This is a genomic window from Alteromonas gracilis, assembly GCF_036870955.2.
Taxonomy (GTDB): domain Bacteria; phylum Pseudomonadota; class Gammaproteobacteria; order Enterobacterales; family Alteromonadaceae; genus Alteromonas; species Alteromonas gracilis_A.
This window is the reverse complement of sequence record NZ_CP145482.2, coordinates 2126762-2141496: the sequence shown is the minus strand read 5'-3', so window position 1 is coordinate 2141496 and position 14735 is coordinate 2126762. Positions and strand designations below refer to the sequence as shown.

Here is a 14735-nt window from a genome sequence, read left to right as displayed (position 1 = left end):
GTGAAACGGCTAGTCGTACTAGCCGTTTTTTGTTTTAAAAACTAGGATTGTGTTAGAAAGTACAGGTAGTGAGGAGTGTCTTGACCTTGGATATTCAGGCGAATCTGCCAGCGCATAACAGGTTCACTACAACTTCCCAACATAAACCAACCCGACCATTTGACGTTATCTTCTGATTCAAGCAGTACAGGGATTTTACCCATGTACATATTCACTCCCTCAATCCACGCACTTTCAATTATTAAATTTTGGGGCAGCGTTAAAGAGACAGTCACAGATTCTTCCGGTACAGGCGGCACCGAAAAGTGAGCTATAGCTAGATTACCATTAACATTAAATTCGCATGTTTCATTCACGAAATTGCAGCTATTTCCTAAACCATTGGCTACATTATTATCAGTAAACGCGGTTGACTGAAATTTATGAGCAAAAAAAACGCAGCCAGCTACCACGACAATGGCAAGCATTGGTAGCTGATAATGTAAAAAATTTGATCTTTTGTTGTTATCGTTATTTAGCATTTCTTAAATTTTATGTATTTCTTCATTGACTGAGATCAAGCTTAGGTAGTTTATGGTATCTTTTTGTAATTAAAAACCTTATCATCCGCGTACCAACTGGCTTGGAGACAATAATTATTACTCTTTCCGGGCTCGGTGTGAAGCGCTAATCCTATATTAATAGGCGTCACATCGCACTATTTTGGCAGTTGGAAACCATAGTTCATTTGAAGTGGAAGATTCATTAAAATGAGTGAAATAAGCCAAGCACAACCTGACTACAATTATAAAGTAGTTAGGCAATTTACCATCATGACCATAGTCTGGGGTATCATTGGTATGGGCCTAGGGGTATTTATTGCCGCGCAGTTATTTGCACCTATGCTTAACTTTGACACACCATGGCTAACATTCTCACGTTTGCGTCCGTTGCACACTAACGCCGTTATTTTTGCCTTCGGCGGCTGTGCGCTATTTGCAACGTCGTACTACATCGTTCAGCGTACCTGCCAGGTAAGACTGTTCAGTGACAAACTTGCCGCATTTACCTTTTGGGGTTGGCAAGCCGTTATTGTTTTAGCTGTAATTACCCTACCTATGGGCTTAACCAGCACTAAAGAATACGCTGAATTAGAGTGGCCAATCGATATTCTATTGGCGCTGGTTTGGATCGCTTATATCATCAATTTCTTCGGAACCCTAGTTATCCGAAAAGTATCGCACATCTATGTTGCGAACTGGTTCCTAGGTGCTTTCATGCTTACCGTTGCTGTTCTTCACATCGGTAACAGCATGGCAATTCCGGTGTCTTTCACGAAATCATATTCACTGTATGCAGGCGCGGTAGATGCCATGATGCAGTGGTGGTATGGCCACAACGCGGTAGGCTTCTTCCTAACTGCGGGCTTCTTAGGAATGATGTATTACTTCGTACCTAAGCAAGCAGGTCGTCCAGTATATTCGTACAGATTGTCTATCGTTCACTTCTGGGCGCTTATTTCACTGTACATCTGGGCTGGTCCTCACCACCTTCATTACACTGCCCTACCAGACTGGACTCAGTCTCTAGGTATGGTGATGTCAGTTATCCTATTCGTGCCGTCTTGGGGTGGTATGATTAACGGTATCATGACGCTTTCAGGTGCATGGCATAAACTGCGTACTGACCCTGTATTGCGTTTCCTTATTGTTTCATTGTCTTTCTACGGTATGTCTACCTTTGAAGGTCCAATGATGGCAATCAAAACCGTTAACGCACTTTCTCACTACACAGACTGGACAATCGGCCACGTGCATTCAGGTGCTCTAGGTTGGGTAGCCATGGTATCTATTGGTTCTATCTACCACTTGATTCCTGTGCTATTTGGTCAGCGCGCTATGTACAGCACAAAGCTTGTAAACGTGCATTTCTGGTTTGCAACAATCGGCGTAGTACTTTACATCGTAGCTATGTGGATGTCTGGTGTACTTCAAGGCCTAATGTGGCGTGCAGTAAATGCTGACGGTACGCTTACATACAGTTTTGTAGAATCATTAGAAGCGTCTAAGCCATTCTACGTAGTTCGATTCATTGGTGGTCTTTTCGTTGTTGCAGGTATGCTTGTTATGGCCTACAACACGTGGAAAACCGTTCGTGCCCCTAAAGGCAGTATCGCTGCAGATCCAGCGTCACAGCCTGCGTAATTAAGGAGACGAATAATGAAAAATCCACATGAGTTAATTGAAAAGAACGTTGGCCTGTTAACGGTATTAATTCTTATCGCTATCAGCTTTGGTGCCATGGTGCAAATAACGCCGTTGATGTTTCAACAGCAAACCATGGAACCAGTCCAAGGTTTACGTCCTTACACTGCACTTGAACTAGAAGGCCGTGACATCTACATCCGTGAAGGTTGTGTAGGCTGCCACAGCCAAATGATCCGCCCATTCAGAGCTGAAACTGAACGTTACGGTCACTACAGTGTTGCTGGTGAGTCAGTATGGGAGCACCCTTTCCTATGGGGTTCTAAGCGTACTGGTCCTGACTTGGCACGTGTTGGCGGTCGTTACAGTGATGAGTGGCATCGCGTTCACCTGCTAAACCCACGTAACGTTGTACCAGAGTCGAACATGCCAGGTTTCCCTTGGCTTGCGGAAAACACGCTGGATGGCGAGTTAACAGCTGACAAAATGGAAGTATTCCGTGGGTTCGGCGTTCCGTACACCGACGAAGACATCGCGGGTGCAAAAGCGGCAGTACAGGGTAAAACGGAAATGGAAGCCCTTATTGCTTATCTACAATCTCTTGGCACACATTTGAAATAGTATGGACCAGGGAATTGTAGGCAGCATTTTTACTGTCATCGTCTTTGTTTGCTTCATCGGCATCGTATGGTGGGCGTTTAGCAGCCACAACAAAAAGAAATTCGATGAAGCCGCGAACCTAGTGTTTGCAGACGAAGAAAAAGAAAAATCAAAAGAAGATTAGCAGGAGTCTTGAACTCATGAGTATGTTTTGGACAATTTGGATTTCAGTGATAACCCTAGGGTTAATCATTGGTTGCTACTTCCTTCTGCGCTGGTGCTTATCTAATCAGACAGGCGTGCCAGAAGGCGAGTCAATGGGGCACGAATTTGATGGTATCGAGGAGTTGAACAACCAGCTTCCTCGTTGGTGGACAATTATGTTCTACATGACCATCGTTTGGGGCTTCCTTTACCTTTTACTTTACCCTGGTTTAGGAGCGTGGGAAGGCGTATTGGGCTGGAGAAGCTCTAACCAGAACGTGCAATCGATAGAAGAATCGCTACAAGCGCGTATCGAAGCGAAAGAGCAAGGTAAGCTGGTTGAATACGATCGCGAACTAGACTTTGCCGCTGAGAAATTCGACCCAATCTTTGAAGCTTATGCAAAAGTACCTGTAGAAGAGCTTGCGAAAGATGAAGAAGCAAACAAAGTAGGTCAACGTTTGTTCCTTCAAAACTGTTCGCAGTGTCACGGTTCTGATGCACGTGGACAGAATGGCGGCTTCCCTAACCTAACTGATGACGACTGGTTATACGGTGGTTCAGGTGCAAAGATTGTTGAAACTCTGACGCTTGGTCGTAAAGCAGCAATGCCTGCTTGGCTTGATGCGATGGGCGAAGACGGTATCGAAGAAGTCGTTAACTACGTACTTAGCCTAAGCGGTCGCGATGTAGACCCGCAGCTTGCAGATGCTGGTAAAGCTCGCTTTGCAGCATGTGCAGCATGTCACGGTATGGACGGTAAAGGTAACCAAATGCTTGGTGCTCCGAACCTAACAGACAATATCTGGCTATACGGCGGAAGCCACAGAGCAGTGACTGAAACGTTGACATACGGTCGTAACGGCGTAATGCCATCATTCAAGAAGACTTTGGGTGATGACAAAATTCACGTCGTTGCAGCATACGTTTACAGCCTTTCAAATGATTAATGATGTAAATCATAAAATATGACAAAAAGCCCCGTTACCACGGGGCTTTTTTTATGAGAAAATACAGCAATATATAACCTTTGATAAATACAAGGTTATATGAATATGTCAGTGCATTTACCGAGGTTTTTATACTCTTTGTCAGCGCTTGGGAGCGTCGGTAAATGTATTGCTAAGTAGTAAAGTAGAGAATTTAATTACATGAATAGACCTTGGTATAAAGAGTTTTGGCCGTGGTTTTTAATTGCGGTTCCCGTAGCCACGCTAATAATGGGAGGCGTACTTCTAAAACTGGCCATCTCGACCGAAGATAGCTTAGTGGTAGATGACTACTACAAAGAAGGTAAAGCAATAAATGCGACCCTTGATAAACAGGCTATTGCCAAGAAAAAAAATATCACTACCGCTCTAACGATAAAAGACGGTAGTGTTGCACTGGAGTTTCATTCAGGTATCCCTAAAGAAGGCAACGCTGTTAAGCTAAGTTTTTATCATGTTACCTTGCAAGAGCGCGATGTCAGCGTGTTATTAAGTCGCGATGCAAACGGCATCTACCGTGGTTTTACTGAGCAAAATCTTGATGGTAAGTGGCGTGTATCGTTAACACCTTTCGATGAGAGCTGGAAAATTCAAAATACGCTACAGCTTCCCTACTCTGGCGTTATTAAGTTCAATCCATAATGTCAGCAAACAATTGTTATCACTGCGGCTTGCCCATAGAAAGCCGTGACGAAGGAAAGTTTGAAACCGTTATTCTTGGTCAATCACGCGCCATGTGTTGTCCGGGTTGCGAGGCTGTGTCTGAAGCTATTGTTAATAATGGACTAGAAGACTATTACCAGTTTAGAACTGAGCCTGCGCAGAAATCTGATGACGGTATTCTTGAAACACTTGATGCCCTAAAAATCTACGATGAACCATCGCTACAGGAAGAATTTGTATTTGACGAAGGCCATCATAAGCAAATTCAACTTACCCTTGAAGGTATTACTTGTGCCGCTTGTGGCTGGCTTATCGAAAAACAGCTTTCTAAAGTCGAAGGAATTAAGCAGGTAGCCGTAAATGTTCAAGAGCGCCGCGCGCTCGTGACATGGTCACCGCTTGAGATAAAGCTTAGCCAAATTCTTACTACTTTAAAACGAATTGGTTATCTCGGCTCTCCTTTTCATCCCGATGAACACGAAGCGAGTTATAAACGCGAGCAAAAGTCCTTTTTAAAGAAACTCGGTCTTGCTGGCATTATGACGATGCAGGTTATGATGCTTATGGCTGGGCTATATTTCGATTGGTTTGGCGCCATTGAACTTGAAACTCGACAATATTTTTATTGGGTTGCCCTTACCCTTACTACGCCCGTAGTGCTTTATTCTGGAAGTACATTTTATATTGGTGCAGCAAAAGCACTAAGTGCAAAAACGGTAAACATGGACGTACTTAGTCACAATTGCTGTTTTTGGAACGTATTTCGCGGGTATTCGCTCAACGCTGCAAGAACAAGGCGAAGTGTACTTTGAGTCTATTTGCATGTTCATTTTTCTTCTGCTGTTAAGTCGATTCTTAGAGCACAGAAGTCGCCACAGGGCTGCACAGATTTCAGCGAACATGATGCAATACGTACCAGTGTCAGCAACAAAGATTGATGTACACGGTAAGGTTAGCCAGTGCCTTGCTAAACAACTTGTCGTCGGCGACGTCGTTATTGTAAAACCTGGCGAAACTATTCCCATTGACGGCACAGTTGTTGAAGGCACCGCGTCTGTTGACGAATCAATGCTTACTGGCGAATTTAATCCTGTGTCTAAAACAGATAAAAGCACCGTATATGGTGGAACGGTTTGCCAGGACGGTGCACTCACAATAACGGTTACTCAAACGCTGAAAAATGCGCTTGTAAATCAGATTGTCCGCTTACAGGCAAGTGCCATGGCAAGTAAACCTAAAGCCGCGCAACTAGCTGATAATTTTTCACGCTATTTCGTCACCGCCGTTCTTGTGATAGCTGGGCTCACTTATGCCTACTGGACGTTACAGGAGAGTAATGAGGCGTTCTGGATAACAATATCTGTACTCGTCGCTACTTGCCCTTGTGCGCTGGGATTAGCAACACCGTCTGCGCTCACATGCGCAATGGCAAAACTCAATCGCCAAGGCATTCTTTTAAAGCGAGCAGATGCGTTAGAGCAAATTACCACCATCGATACTATTGCCCTTGATAAGACTGGAACACTTACCGAGGGTAAATTTACTGTCGCAAATAGATGGTTTGCACAAGGTGTTAATGAAAACAGTGTTATGGACATAGCCATTGCGCTTGAGGCCCGCTCAGAACACCCGATAGCGAAAGCATTTAAAGGCCCATCAAATCATCGAGTAAAAGACTTTAGCGTAACCCCAGGTGGCGGCATCAGTGGCGAGGTTAACGATGTTACATTTTTAATGGGAAGTGCGTCGTTTGTTGGAATTGATGAGTCCAGTGTTTCTATAAATGCAAACGTGTTTTTAGCCGTTAATGGACAACTTCTCGCGGCTTTTGAAGTATGTGATACGCTTCGCGAGGATACGCGTGCAACGCTTGATGTTCTTAACACTGACAAGATGCTAGTGGTATTAAGCGGCGATACTCAACATAATGTAGACCTGCTAACAGAAACGCTACCTATCCATGTCGGCAAGGGAGGCTTAACACCTGAAGATAAGTTTCAGCAGGTGCAAGACATGCAAAATAACGGTAAGCGGGTAATGATGATGGGCGACGGTATCAATGACGCACCTGTTTTGGCAAGTGCTGATGTTGCTATTGCGGTAGGTAATGCAACTGATGTTGCGAAAACTGCTGCGGATGTTATTTTACTTGGCGATCAATTATTGTCAGTGCCTGAACTCATCAATACAGCTAAACAAGTTAAGCAAAAAATTCGACAGAACATTGGCTGGTCAGTTGGCTACAACATACTAATACTACCATTTGCTGTGTCAGGGTTGCTATCTCCGTGGATGGCCGTAGTGGGTATGTCGCTTAGTTCCATTATTGTAGTGACCAATTCTACGCGCCTTTTGAGCAAATAACATGAGCATAATTTACGTTCTAATTCCAATAGCGATCATCATTGTGGCGGTTGCTATTGTCATTTTCTTTTGGGCAGTTAAGTCTAATCAATTTGAAGATTTAGACAGACAAGGTTATAGCATCTTGTTTGATGACGACTTGTCGCCCGAAGAAAAAAAGCTAGCCGAACAGCGAAAGCAGCTTCAAGAAGAGGAAGAGCGCTCTCATTTACACAAGAATGCTTCCAAGGCGACCAAGCCCGATCAGATAAGCGAAAACGATGGACGGAATTAACTATCTGTCCGCCTTTTTTGTTGGTTTGGCTGGCGGCGTCCACTGCGTAGGTATGTGTGGCGGTATTGTTGCCGCATTGCGCATGGTTACGCCAAAGGGGGTCTCCCTATCCCTTATACTCTCTCGTACAACATCGGCCGCATTTGCAGTTACACGCTAGCAGGTGCGATTACGGGCCTGATGGGCAAAATAGCCGCAGACTTTGTGCCACTTGCTAGTTACCTATTATCTTTGTTAAGTGGCATTATGCTGCTATTACTCGCATGCTATTTGGGTCAATGGTACACAGGCCTTACCGCCTTAGAGAAAGCAGGCAAAGGCTTGTTTAGTAGAATTCAACCGCTTGCGAAGCGTTTTCTTCCATTTAAATCACCACTGAGCGCTTTTCCATATGGGTTTATATGGGGTTGGCTACCCTGTGGTCTTGTCTATTCAACACTGACGTGGTCACTAGCATCAGGTAGCGCACTTCAAGGCAGCGCCATTATGTTCTTTTTTGGGCTGGGCACTCTTCCCACTTTAATTGCTTCTGCGGTGGGAAGTCATTGGTTGATAGCGGGCTTTCGATATTCTTTTGTTAGACAAACCATTGCAATTACCATGGCAGTATATGCTATTTATCTGATTTATCGCGCAATCGGTTAAATGATGCGGTATTATAAAGAAGTGATCCCTGTTTTAAATGTGAGTTAGCGATATGAGCAAAGGAAGCGAATTTTCTATACATTGTCAAAACTGCAGTTTCAGTCATTTGTGTCTCCCAGTAGCACTCAATAAAACTGAAATCGAATCTCTTGACGATATTATTGAGCGCAAAAAGCCGCTACATAAAGGTGATACGCTTATTCAAACCGGAGACACCTTTCGCTCCTTATTTGCAGTTCGCACCGGGTCTTTTAAGTCTTTTGTGACTAACAAAGACGGTGAAGAACAGATAACAGGTTTTCATTTTCCTGGCGATATTATTGGTTTCGACGCACTTCGCGAAAATCAGCATCAAAGTTACACACAAGCACTAGAAACCGCGATGGTATGTGAACTGCCTTATGAAACGCTCGACGAAATGTCGGTGCAGTTCCCTAAGCTTCGTCATCAGATAATGAGCTTCATGAGCGCTGAGATTAAGCAGGATCACGATATGATCATGCTTCTTAACAAGCGCACCGCTGAAGAGCGATTGTTGTATTTCATTTCTCACCTTTCACAGCGATTTGAAGAGCGCGGTTTTTCTCACAGAGAATTCCATTTGACGATGACAAGAAACGAGATCGGTAACTATTTAGGTCTTACCATCGAAACAATCAGTCGTTTGTTAAGCCGCTTCCAAAAAGAAGGCGTTATCAAGGTCAATGGCAAGCTCATTACTGTGCTGGACTTCGATATCCTTAACACCAAACTCGAGTCAATCAATGGTCCGAGTGTAGTGTGTAACGGCTAATTTACTCAAATACCCCATTTATAAATTAAATAGGCGCTTTAAGAGCGCCTTTTTAATTTATTGATCTAAAACAACTTACGTTTTTGTCATTGTAGATTACACTTACCCTAAGCAATGTGATTACAGCGCGACACAACGCGCTTGTCTATTTGGGGGTAGCTATGATTGAGTACAAACACATTCTAGCGGTAGTTGATGCCGAGCGAGATAACCAACCTGCATTAAGTCGTGCCTATGAACTGGCAGCTAAAACAGGCGCAAGTGTCACCGCCATGATGGTGGTATACGATCTTTCCTACGACATGACTACCATGTTAAGCCCTGATGAACGCGAGTCCATGCGAGATGCTGTCACTAAAGAACATGCAAAATGGTTATCAGAGACACTCAGAACACAAGGCTTTTCTCAAACAGATATCGTTGTAGAATGGCATAACAGAGCATACGAATCTGTTATTCACTACGCGCTCGATCACCAGGTAGACCTCGTTGTCAAAGCTACCAAAAAACACGACGACCTTGCCTCTGTTATCTTTACACCTACCGATTGGCATCTTATGCGTAAATGCCCTCGCCCTGTGTTGCTGGTAAAAGAACACGATTGGCCCGAGGGAGGAGAAATTATTGCCGCGGTCAACGTGGGAAGTGAAGACGATGAGCACGCAGTGCTAAATGACAAAATAACAGTGATTGCCAACGACTATGCTGCACTTCTTAAAGGCAACGTTCATCTCGTCAATAGTTATCCTTCCACGCCTTTGAACATTGCCATAGAAGTACCTGAATTTGATCCCGACACATATCACGATGCCGTTAAGAATCATCATCAAAACGAGATGCGCGCTCACGCACTCAAATACGGGGTGCCCGACAATAAGTGTGTAGTTAAAGAGGGTCTGCCCGAAAAAGTAATACCGCAGGTCGCTAAGGACATTGACGCAGAGCTAGTCATCATTGGCACAGTAGGTCGTGTTGGAATATCTGCGGCGCTGATTGGTAATACTGCAGAGCATGTTATCGACGAATTAAACTGTGATGTTCTGGCACTAAAACCCGACGGATTTGTCTCACCACTATCTAATTAGTTTATGCCAATGAATTGCGGTTTGCTTGTGTTTATAGCGCTGTGGTATTCGGCAACACCGATAATTTAACGTCACTAGGCATGGTTTCGAAAAGCCTGTTTATTGTATAATGCATTTTTTTAGACGAACCAAGCTAGTGAATTATGAGTTTAGGCACAAGCAGTGCTGATGCAGCGCATTCAAGCGCGGCGCAGAGTAAGCAAAAGTACAGTTTCAACAAACTTCAAAAACGTCTTCGCCGCAATGTAGGTAAGGCTATTGGCGATTTCGGTATGATAGAAAATAACGACAAGGTCATGGTATGTTTGTCTGGCGGTAAAGACAGCTACACAATGCTTGATATATTGTTGTTCTTGAAAAAGATTGCGCCTATTCACTTTGACATCATTGCCGTAAATCTTGACCAAAAGCAGCCCGGATTCCCCGAACATATTTTGCCTGAATATCTCGACAGCATCGGCGTAGATTACAAGATTGTTGAAGAAGACACCTACTCTATCGTAAAAGACAAAATACCAGAGGGTAAAACCACCTGCTCGCTGTGTTCACGCCTTCGTCGTGGTATTTTATATCGCACCGCAAAAGAGCTTGGCGCCACAAAAATAGCGCTTGGTCATCATCGCGACGATATGCTTGAAACCTTTTTCTTAAACATGTTTCACGGTGGCAAACTAAAATCTATGCCGCCTAAGCTTGTTAGCGATAATGGGGAGCATATTGTTATACGCCCGTTGGCTTATTGCACAGAAAAAGATATCGAGAAGTACTCGCAAGCGGCTGAATTTCCGATTATTCCTTGTAATTTATGCGGTTCACAAGAAAACCTTCAGCGCCAAAACATTAAGGCGATGCTGCAAGATTGGAATAGACGCTTTCCTGGACGTATAGAGTCTATGTTTAGAGCATTACAAAATGTTGCTCCGTCACACCTTGTTGACAGTAACCTGTTTGATTTCAAAGCGATTACTACACAAGACGGCCCAGTAGAGGATGGTGATATCGGCTTCGATCAACCCAGCTTTACCGACGTGCCAGAAAGTAACGCTATGGACAGTGAAAATACAATTGAAATCGTCAATATAATGGAACCACAGTAAATGAAAATAGGACTTGCGTTAGGCGCTGGTGCTGCCAGAGGATGGACTCACATCGGTATTATAAAAGCACTGGAGAAATTGGGTGTAAAAATTGATGTTGTAGCCGGTTGTTCAATAGGTGCCTATGTTGGTGCAGCCTACGCAAGTGGTAAGTTGGATGAATTAGAAGAATGGGCTTGTTCGTTAACAGATTGGCAGGTTCTTGCACTTATGGGCGTCGGTCTTCGACGCGGTGGTATTGCAAGCGGTCAAAAAGTATTTGATAAACTCTCCAGCGAATTTTGCGTTGAAAACTATGAGGACATGTTAAAGCCGTTTGCTTCAGTGGCTACTGACCTCTATTCTGGTCGTGAAGTGGTGTTTAACTCTGGGCCTATCGGCGATACCATCCAAGCTTCATGCGCAATACCTGCGTTGTTTGCCCCTGTTGCACATGGCAACCGTTGGTTAGTTGACGGCGCTGTTGTTAATCCGGTTCCTGTGAATCTTTGCCGACAGTTGGGCGCCGACTTTGTTATTGCGGTTAACTTAAACGCTGACTTTCGACCGCTAATGATTGAAAAATTGCGTCAAGACCACGAAGAAAACCAACGTAAAACCGAAGACTTCTTTACCAAGAGCCAAAATGTACTTAAACAATGGTTTTCACCTGACAGTAAAGAAGAAAAAGACAGTCAGTCCGAAACTGACGAATCTGTTGCCTCAGAGGTTATTGAAAAAATAGAGGAAGGAGTGACAGAAGTCCCGGCAAAAGCGAAAAAAAGTAACCCACCAGGCATAATGAGTGTGATGAGTAGCTCTCTTGATATCCTTCAAGCGCGCGTAACCCGTTCACGCCTAGCAGGTGATCCGCCAGACATTTTAATTGAGCCACAGCTTACAGATGTTGGGATTATGGAATTTCACCGCGCACAAGAGCTGTGCACAAAGGGCGAAGAGACCATCGCCCGAGTTGCAGAACAAATTAGGTATCAGCTGTTAACTTGAAGCCATAGCAGTGATCCTCAATGGCGCTTCTGGCAACGTAAGGCCTTTAGCGTCATTAATCCACGCTTCTTCTAACTGCAAAATACCGTTGTTAATTGTCACGCCTTGCGGCGTCGTAAAGTCTAAGAACTTGTCTTCAAACTGCACCATCAACCCTTTTACTGACGGCATCATAAAAGATAGAAAGCTTCCCATCTCATTAAAGAATGCTGAATATTGATCGTATAAAAAACTCAGCTCCTCTTTTGTGTAATATTGCTTTAAATATTCGGGTTTTGTTTCAAGCTGAACCGACATATCACATACATTTGCTCGCTCTTCTAGCGAAATTCTCACCAAAGCATTTGCTAACTTTAGTGCTTTTTCGGCAGGCACTGTAAAACGTCCTTCGTCACTCACATCTAGTGACATGGTTTGTTTATCAGTAACAATATCCGCTTTCTCGATACCGCATAAACGCCCTTCTCCGACACGAATAAAGCCAAACGCGAACTGAAGCGCCTGCGTATCCTCGTTATCTAGTTTCTTCACATGGCTATAAAAACGGCTGTACTCTACATCAATAGTTTCACAGGCTGCTACACCGGTAAATAGTGATGATACCAACAACATTGCGGCACGTATCATTCGGTTAAAAACTCCTCATTAAAACGGATCATAGTTTGAAGCTCTTCAACATAAGCGGCTCCTCGCTCAGAATAATTCATCAAACCTTCAGCCAACGCGACACCCGTAATGGGTATTTGGTTAGCACGAAGTCTACTTCTTATCTCGCGCAGGTCTTCGTATGCATCATGGCGGTTTAGGTTGCGCATGTAGGTGTAAGTCGCACGCGACAAGTTTTCAAATTTCGCAACTTCGTGGGACGCGCCGTCGTTTCGTTGGCTGGGAACAAAACCGCAACCTTTAGAAAAGCACCACAATCCAAAAAAATTATATCCTTTACGTGCAAACCGGCTTGTCCCCCACGCTGACTCATTCGCGGCTTGGACCAAAACCAGTTCTACAGGTAAGACATCAATTTTTTGCAGTAATGCTAGTAATTTTGCGTTGGTGGATTGCTTTGGCTTAATACGATATTCGTCTTCAAGCCATGCTAAGCGCTCTTGGTCATCTTCGGTAAGCGTTTCATTCGCTAAGACCTTGCGATAAAGCGTTTGGATATAGTGTCGCAATGTCAGTAAGTAGGCGTTTTGCTTTTCTACCTCAGGGCGCAAATAATCAAAAAACGCAGCTTTCTTTTCTTTAACGTTAGTGTACTGAGAAAAGTCCGGAACAGGCTTTTTCGCCTCAACGGTTTGGGGGACCGTTAAGATATCAGGTTCATCCTCAGTAAAAATGATGGCATTAATAACAATGACAGCAAGTACACCAAGGGTGATCAGTACTATTTTTAACGTTTCTCGTTTATGCATCGAAGCTCGACTCTTTCACATCAGTAACTGATGCGTCCGTGCGCAGACCTTGTTGTCCAACCAATTCCTGATAGAGCAACCCCATCATACTAAAATAAAATGGTAAAACCCAAATTAGAGAAAAACCGAGTGTTAGTGGTACGCTCGCGAACAGCAAAACGAACACACCAAATATCGCCGAGATTTGCGTCCAATACGCATTAAATACGCGACAAGAAAGAATAATGGCACTGATTGGCGTCATCTTTCTATCAGCAACTAGCATCAATGCAAATGAAGAAGCCACATAAAAATAGATACCCGGCAACAGCAATAACACTAAGCCTAGTTGCACTAAAATACTGGTTACAAGTTGCGTTAATGCAACAAGAAAAAGCAATGGGAAGTACTGAAAAATGGTAAACACGGTCGTTTTTATACCCCGTGCTTGGTTGACGCCCATCATGTACAGAGTAGGTTACAAGCGGAGCAATAATACAAATAGCGGCAATCTCAATAATTGATTGATGCTCAAAGGTGTACGTTTGGTCATCGTGTACAGTGATATACTGGGTCGCAAACATACCTATTGCAACAAAGGTTAAAAACAACACAACACTGCCTTGTAACAGCGTACTAAAATTGCCTTTCGCTAGTTTTGCCCCGTTTGAAAGAAGGGCCTTAATGTCGAACTGATATTGTTTGGCCAATGTTTGGCTCAAGCGATCTGAATTTACGTCTTTCACACAACTCTCTTTAGTGAAACTTTTAGCATCGGCTGGAGTATATCAAGTTACTTATCCCTTTGCCCATTTCGCTGGATTAACCAATCACCAACTTCGCGGCTAACCCTACAAGTAAAACGCCCATGGCGCGGTCTAACCAATAGCCCTTTTTACCAATAAGTTCAGCAACGCGACTAGTACTTAGCATAAAAGAAAGAAAACAGAACCATAAACCTGTAGCAATCGAAAGATAAATTCCATAGCCCAGCTTTACCGCGAATGGCGTTTCAATGCTGATAATGGCAGTAAATAACGATAAAAAGAATAACGTGGCTTTTGGGTTAAGGCCGTTTGTTAAAAAACCAATCCAAAGCGCTTTTTTAGCCGTGATCATTGGTTTTGGTTTGTCTTTCATATCTACAGTGTCGCCCGTAGGAGGACCACTTCGCAGGGCGCCAACGGCCAGGTAAAGTAAATAGCTAAGCCGCCAAATAACTGAACGTTTTAAATAGCCACGGCGTAGTTGCTATCACAACACTTAACCCAACTAGAGAGTACGCCACATGCAGCAATATTGCACCGCCAATACCAATACTGGTAAAAATGGCAATGCGACGTCCATAAGCAACACTGTTTCTTACGACAATAGCAAAGTCAGGACCGGGGCTAGCAACAGCGACAAGGTGCACAATAGCGATTGTCAAAAATTCATTTAAGTACTGCATGAAATGC

General features: G+C 43.8%; 14 protein-coding genes and 3 pseudogenes. 12 read left to right on the top strand and 5 right to left on the bottom strand.

Annotated elements, in window-relative coordinates:
* Positions 1-41 precede the first annotated feature (41 nt).
* Positions 42-467, bottom strand: coding sequence for a hypothetical protein (locus V6N89_RS10475; RefSeq protein WP_338517493.1), 426 nt, complete (start codon positions 465-467; stop codon positions 42-44).
* 282 nt (positions 468-749) lie between these two features.
* On the opposite strand from V6N89_RS10475, the gene ccoN reads away from it, so the two are divergent.
* The 12 genes and pseudogenes from ccoN to V6N89_RS10415 all read left to right on the top strand — a co-directional run bounded on the left by ccoN (position 750) and on the right by V6N89_RS10415 (position 11884).
* The gene (gene ccoN, locus V6N89_RS10470) at positions 750-2183 is read left to right on the top strand and encodes a cytochrome-c oxidase, cbb3-type subunit I (protein ID WP_338517492.1); all 1434 of its coding nucleotides are present in this window, start codon (positions 750-752) and stop codon (positions 2181-2183) included.
* 15 nt (positions 2184-2198) lie between these two features.
* Entirely contained in the window at positions 2199-2804 is a 606-nt protein-coding gene (gene ccoO, locus V6N89_RS10465; RefSeq protein WP_159624563.1) for a cytochrome-c oxidase, cbb3-type subunit II, read from the top strand.
* Between the two features lies 1 nt (position 2805).
* Positions 2806-2967 carry a cbb3-type cytochrome oxidase subunit 3 gene (locus V6N89_RS10460; RefSeq protein WP_131094652.1) on the top strand — a complete coding sequence of 54 codons (162 nt, stop codon included), beginning with the start codon at positions 2806-2808 and terminating at the stop codon, positions 2965-2967.
* Between the two features lie 16 nt (positions 2968-2983).
* Positions 2984-3937, top strand: coding sequence for a cytochrome-c oxidase, cbb3-type subunit III (gene ccoP / locus V6N89_RS10455; RefSeq protein ID WP_338517490.1), 954 nt, complete (start codon positions 2984-2986; stop codon positions 3935-3937).
* A gap of 201 nt (positions 3938-4138) precedes the next feature.
* A complete protein-coding gene (locus V6N89_RS10450) occupies positions 4139-4618 on the top strand; it encodes a FixH family protein (protein ID WP_338517489.1) in 480 nt (159 codons plus the stop codon).
* A pseudogene (locus V6N89_RS10445) lies at positions 4618-7003 on the top strand (heavy metal translocating P-type ATPase). Before V6N89_RS10450 ends, V6N89_RS10445 begins: the two are co-directional and overlap by 1 nt.
* Position 7004: 1 nt before the next feature.
* Entirely contained in the window at positions 7005-7277 is a 273-nt protein-coding gene (ccoS, locus tag V6N89_RS10440; protein WP_338517488.1) for a cbb3-type cytochrome oxidase assembly protein CcoS, read from the top strand.
* Positions 7264-7922 (top strand): annotated as a pseudogene (locus V6N89_RS10435) (sulfite exporter TauE/SafE family protein). The gene ccoS and the pseudogene V6N89_RS10435 overlap by 14 nt, the downstream one beginning before the upstream one ends.
* 52 nt (positions 7923-7974) lie before the next feature.
* Positions 7975-8715, top strand: coding sequence for a fumarate/nitrate reduction transcriptional regulator Fnr (gene fnr / locus V6N89_RS10430; RefSeq protein WP_338517487.1), 741 nt, complete (start codon positions 7975-7977; stop codon positions 8713-8715).
* Between the two features lie 161 nt (positions 8716-8876).
* Entirely contained in the window at positions 8877-9800 is a 924-nt protein-coding gene (uspE, locus tag V6N89_RS10425) for a universal stress protein UspE (protein ID WP_338517485.1), read from the top strand.
* Between the two features lie 143 nt (positions 9801-9943).
* Positions 9944-10897 carry a tRNA 2-thiocytidine(32) synthetase TtcA gene (gene ttcA / locus V6N89_RS10420; protein WP_338517484.1) on the top strand — a complete coding sequence of 318 codons (954 nt, stop codon included), beginning with the start codon at positions 9944-9946 and terminating at the stop codon, positions 10895-10897.
* Positions 10898-11884 carry a patatin-like phospholipase family protein gene (locus V6N89_RS10415; protein WP_346993735.1) on the top strand — a complete coding sequence of 329 codons (987 nt, stop codon included), beginning with the start codon at positions 10898-10900 and terminating at the stop codon, positions 11882-11884. It begins immediately after the preceding gene.
* Here V6N89_RS10415 and V6N89_RS10410 read toward each other — a convergent pair.
* From V6N89_RS10410 to V6N89_RS10395, 4 genes and pseudogenes are all read right to left on the bottom strand, one after another.
* Positions 11876-12511 (bottom strand): DUF2987 domain-containing protein, encoded by a 636-nt coding sequence (locus V6N89_RS10410; protein WP_338517483.1) that lies wholly within the window; start codon positions 12509-12511, stop codon positions 11876-11878. The two genes, V6N89_RS10415 and V6N89_RS10410, sit on opposite strands and share 9 nt — an antisense overlap.
* Complete coding sequence (locus V6N89_RS10405; RefSeq protein WP_346993734.1) at positions 12508-13299, bottom strand: glucosaminidase domain-containing protein; 792 nt, start codon at positions 13297-13299, stop codon at positions 12508-12510. The genes V6N89_RS10410 and V6N89_RS10405 overlap by 4 nt, the downstream gene beginning before the upstream one ends.
* Positions 13292-13705 (bottom strand): hypothetical protein, encoded by a 414-nt coding sequence (locus V6N89_RS10400; protein WP_346993733.1) that lies wholly within the window; start codon positions 13703-13705, stop codon positions 13292-13294. Before V6N89_RS10400 ends, V6N89_RS10405 begins: the two co-directional genes overlap by 8 nt.
* A gap of 395 nt (positions 13706-14100) precedes the next feature.
* Positions 14101-14728 (bottom strand): annotated as a pseudogene (locus V6N89_RS10395) (LysE family translocator).
* Between the last annotated feature and the right edge of the window lie 7 nt (positions 14729-14735).

Excerpts from the sequence above, each read along its gene's own strand:
- V6N89_RS10475 (WP_338517493.1), bottom strand. The coding sequence starts at position 467 with ATGCTTGCCATTGTCGTGGTAGCTGGCTGCGTTTTTTTTGCTCATAAA.
- ccoN (WP_338517492.1), top strand. The coding sequence starts at position 750 with ATGAGTGAAATAAGCCAAGCACAACCTGACTACAATTATAAAGTAGTT.
- ccoO (WP_159624563.1), top strand. The coding sequence starts at position 2,199 with ATGAAAAATCCACATGAGTTAATTGAAAAGAACGTTGGCCTGTTAACG.
- V6N89_RS10460 (WP_131094652.1), top strand. The coding sequence starts at position 2,806 with ATGGACCAGGGAATTGTAGGCAGCATTTTTACTGTCATCGTCTTTGTT.
- ccoP (WP_338517490.1), top strand. The coding sequence starts at position 2,984 with ATGAGTATGTTTTGGACAATTTGGATTTCAGTGATAACCCTAGGGTTA.
- V6N89_RS10450 (WP_338517489.1), top strand. The coding sequence starts at position 4,139 with ATGAATAGACCTTGGTATAAAGAGTTTTGGCCGTGGTTTTTAATTGCG.
- ccoS (WP_338517488.1), top strand. The coding sequence starts at position 7,005 with ATGAGCATAATTTACGTTCTAATTCCAATAGCGATCATCATTGTGGCG.
- fnr (WP_338517487.1), top strand. The coding sequence starts at position 7,975 with ATGAGCAAAGGAAGCGAATTTTCTATACATTGTCAAAACTGCAGTTTC.
- uspE (WP_338517485.1), top strand. The coding sequence starts at position 8,877 with ATGATTGAGTACAAACACATTCTAGCGGTAGTTGATGCCGAGCGAGAT.
- ttcA (WP_338517484.1), top strand. The coding sequence starts at position 9,944 with ATGAGTTTAGGCACAAGCAGTGCTGATGCAGCGCATTCAAGCGCGGCG.
- V6N89_RS10415 (WP_346993735.1), top strand. The coding sequence starts at position 10,898 with ATGAAAATAGGACTTGCGTTAGGCGCTGGTGCTGCCAGAGGATGGACT.
- V6N89_RS10410 (WP_338517483.1), bottom strand. The coding sequence starts at position 12,511 with ATGATACGTGCCGCAATGTTGTTGGTATCATCACTATTTACCGGTGTA.
- V6N89_RS10405 (WP_346993734.1), bottom strand. The coding sequence starts at position 13,299 with ATGCATAAACGAGAAACGTTAAAAATAGTACTGATCACCCTTGGTGTA.